The following is a 3,744-nucleotide window of genomic DNA, read 5'->3' as shown; positions in this document are numbered from 1 at the left end:
GCACCTGCTCGAAGTTCTCCGAGTTCATGAAGGTGTAGCCGTCGCCGTCCTGATAAAGGTACTGGAAATCGACTTCCTCGATGAAGGCGCGCTCGACCTGCTCGGTGGTGCGATAGCGCTCGGAAACCTTCACGCCGTCGGAGATGCGGCGCATGTCGAGCTGGGTGACCGGCGTGCCCTTGCCGGGATGGATGTTCTCGGCCCGCAGAATGGCATAGAGCTTGCCGTCGACTTCGACGACATTGCCCTGGCGGAGCGAGCTGGCCTGGACCTTCACGGGGCGGACTTCCTCTAGAAAAAGTTGCGGACGGGCCGGCCTGACGCGGCCCCCATTTCGCGGCGGACCCTATCAACTGCCCGCTCCGGCCGCAACGCTCCCCTGCCCGCCCGCATGCGATTCTCCGGCCCCGGCGCCCGCCTGCCGGCCCGAACCGATGAGAGAGTGCCATGACTGATCCGGTGACCGATCTGGTTTCCGCCCCCGCAGCCTCGCCGTTCTGGCAGGCCGATGTGCTGGCCGACCGGCTGCCGCGGCTCGCCGCCCGCGGCCGCATCACCGCGGCACTGCGCAGCTATTTCGCCGCCGGCGACTTCGTCGAAGCCGAAACGCCGGTGCTTCAGGTCTCGCCCGGCAACGAGGTGCATCTCCACGCCTTCGCCACCACCCTGATCGACAACGACGGCACGCCCTCGCGGCTCTACCTGCACACCTCGCCGGAATTCACCGCCAAGAAGCTGCTGGCCGGCGGGGTGCCGCGGCTGTTCACGCTGGCGCGGGTGTTCCGCAACCGCGAGCGCACCGACCTGCACCATCCCGAATTCACGCTGCTGGAATGGTATCGCGCCCGGGAGGATTATGGCGTGCTGGTGGAGGACTGCGCCGGCCTGCTGCGCATCGCGGCGGATGCCGCCGGGGCGGAGAGCCTGCGCTTTCGCGGCCGCAGTGCCGACCCGCGCGCCGGCGTGGAGCGGGTAACGGTCGTGGAAGCCTTCCGCGACCTCGCCGGCATCGACCTGCCGGCGAGCCTGGCCGATGCCGACCGGCCCGACCGCACCGTTCTGGCAGCGCAGGCGCGCGCCGCCGGCATCCGCATCGCCGACGACGATACATGGGCTGATATTTTCACCCGCGTGATGGTGGAGAAGATCGAACCCCGCCTCGGCCACGGCCGGCCGACCGCGCTGATGGACTATCCGGCGAGCGAAGCGGCGCTGGCGCGGCGCAAGCCCTCCGATCCGCGGCTGTCGGAACGCTTCGAGCTTTATGCCTGCGGGGTGGAACTGGCCAACGGCTTCGGCGAACTGACCGATGCGGCCGAACAGCGCCGCCGGTTCGAGGCCGACATGGCGGAGAAGCAGCGGCTCTATGGCGAGCGACACCCGATCGACGCGGATTTTCTGGCCGCCCTTGCCGCGATGCCCCCGGCCAGCGGCATCGCCCTTGGCGTGGACCGGCTGGTCATGCTGCTGACCGGGGCAACCCGCATCACCGACGTGCTGTGGGCGCCGGTCGCCCGCCACGGCACGGCGCTGTGAGCGACGGTTTTCCCCGGAAGCGGCGTTTTCCCCAGAAGCGACCTGCCGGCCGCAGAGGCCGCTTTATCGGCCGGCCTCGCTTGCGGGCGGGGAAGCTTCTCGCTAGATAGGGGCCGCGCCCGGCGCGACGGTGGGGCATAGCCAAGTGGTAAGGCAGCGGATTTTGATTCCGCCATTCCCAGGTTCGAATCCTGGTGCCCCAGCCAGTCCCGCGCGCCCCGCAACCCCTGCCGCTGCGACATCGGTACCGGAACCGTTTGCCTGCCGGCGCTGGACAGCGCCCGAAAAAGCGGAAATGCTCCGTCTGCATTCCGGCCCGGCACCCGCGGACCGGCGGCCACCGACGGCCGCAGGCGCGGCGCAGGGTGCGCCGGCCGGACACGGGTTGGGAGCGGGCCCCGCCGCCACGATGGAACGCAGTCCACAATCTGACGGCAATGCGGCGCCCGGCGCAGCCGCCGGGGACGCGTCCCGCAAGCCGCAGCTGCCCCTCATCGGTCGCTTTCTCGTTGCCGCGAGCATTCTGGCGTGTGCCGTCATCCTCGCCCTCATCGGCTCGGCGCTCTATGAAGAGCGCTCCGATGCGCTGCACATCGCCCGCCAGACCGGCGCCAGCCTGCACGCCGCACTCAGCAGCGAGATCGCCGGCCAGCTCGGTCAGATCGACCTCGTGCTGCAGGTGGTGGCAAGCGACCTCTCAGACCCGAACATCGCCGCCCTGCCGGAGCGGGCCCGTCACGCCCTGCTGGCCCGCACGGCCCGCTTTCTGGGCCGCGGCGGCTCGCTGCTGGTGATCGATGCCAGCGGGCGCGTGGTGCTGGATGCCGCCCGCTATCCGCCGCGGGCGGTGGATGTCGCCGACCGGGATTATTTCCGCGTCCAGCGCGATGCGCCCGGCGATGCCGGCCCCTATGTGAGCGCGCCTTTCGAAAGCCGGCTGAACCACGGCATCCTGTCAGTGGCGCTGTCGCGGCCCGTCATCGATTCCACCGGCCACTTTGCCGGCATCGTCGTCATGACCGTGCCGCTGGACTTCTTCCGCACCCTGTTCCGCGATGCGCCCCACAGCCCCGGCACGACGATGCTGCTGATGCGCACCGGCGGCCAGCTCATCGTGCGCACCCCGCCGCTTGCCGACGGCGTCGACACCGGAGCCGACCTGCGCGCCCTCGCGCCGGACCTGTTCGACCGTCTGGAGGCGACCCCGGGCGGCGATATCATCGCCCGCTCGCCGGTCACCGGCGACCAGCGCCTGTTCGTCTCCGGCCCGGTGCCCGGGCTGCCGCTGTCGGTCATCGTCAGCCAGCCGCTGCGCGAGATCTATGCGGTGTGGACCCTGCGCGTGCTCATCATCGGCACCATGGCGCTGGTGGCGTGCGGCACGCTCATCGTCCTTGCCGTGCTGCTGCGGCGCGAACTCGTCCGCCGCCTCGCCGCCGAGGCCGAAATGGCCGAAATGGCCATCACCGACGCGCTGACGGGCCTTGCCAACCGCCGCCGCTTCAACGAGGTGATCGCGCGCGAGTGGCGGCGCACCGCCCGCACCGGCACGCCGCTGGGCCTGCTGCTGATCGATGCCGACCATTTCAAGCGGCTCAACGATGCCTTCGGCCACGCCCGCGGCGATCTGGTGCTGCGGATGCTGGCGCAGATCATCCTCAGCTCGATCCGCCGGCCGGGCGATCTGGGCGCGCGCTACGGCGGCGAGGAATTTGCCGTGGTGCTGCCCGACACCGATCTGGCCGGCGCTTCGCTGATTGCGGAGAAGATCCGTGCCGCCATGGCGGCCGAAAGTGCCCGCCTTGCCGAGAGCGGCCTTGCCGGCACCACCGTTTCCATCGGTGCCGCCAGCACGCTGCCTTCGCCCGGCCGCTCGCTGGAAGAGCTGGTCGAAACGGCCGATCAGGCGCTTTATGCCGCCAAGGCAGAGGGGCGCAACCGCGTCGTCGCCCGCGCCTGCCTCTGAGCCCTTCAAAGCGCCGGAATTGCAACCCAGATTAGGATCGGGCCGGCGCGTTTGCGACCGGCCGGAAAGATTGCATCGGCCGGTGCGGTCCTCGCCCGCGGGCCCTGCGGGCCGGGCCGCCCGAAAGCGAGGTTCGCCATGGTCCCGCGCCATCTCCCGCCCCCCCGTTCCGCACCCCGCGCGCCGTTCCGGCGCCGCGCCGTGCCTGCGCTGCTGCTGGCCCTGCCGCTCATCCTGCCTCT

Annotated in this window: 2 protein-coding genes, 1 tRNA gene and 1 pseudogene; 3 read left to right on the top strand and 1 reads right to left on the bottom strand. The window is 70.5% G+C overall.

The features are described 5' to 3' along the window. A pseudogene (locus V7067_RS11640) lies at positions 1-277 on the bottom strand (elongation factor P); the annotation flags it as partial. Positions 278-447: 170 nt separating this feature from the next. Between V7067_RS11640 and epmA the strand changes: the two are divergent. From epmA to V7067_RS11625, 3 genes are all read left to right on the top strand, one after another. After that, positions 448-1,536, top strand: coding sequence for an EF-P lysine aminoacylase EpmA (gene epmA / locus V7067_RS11635; RefSeq protein ID WP_334176069.1), 1,089 nt, complete (start codon positions 448-450; stop codon positions 1,534-1,536). Between the two features lie 131 nt (positions 1,537-1,667). Further along, positions 1,668-1,742, top strand: a tRNA-Gln gene (locus V7067_RS11630). 179 nt (positions 1,743-1,921) lie between these two features. Continuing rightward, a complete protein-coding gene (locus tag V7067_RS11625; RefSeq protein WP_334176068.1) occupies positions 1,922-3,502 on the top strand; it encodes a diguanylate cyclase in 1,581 nt (526 codons plus the stop codon). Positions 3,503-3,744: the final 242 nt, after the last annotated feature.

It is taken from the genome of Pseudoxanthobacter sp. (assembly GCF_036822375.1).
Taxonomy (GTDB): domain Bacteria; phylum Pseudomonadota; class Alphaproteobacteria; order Rhizobiales; family Segnochrobactraceae; genus Pseudoxanthobacter.
This window is presented reverse-complemented; position numbering and strand designations above follow the sequence as displayed.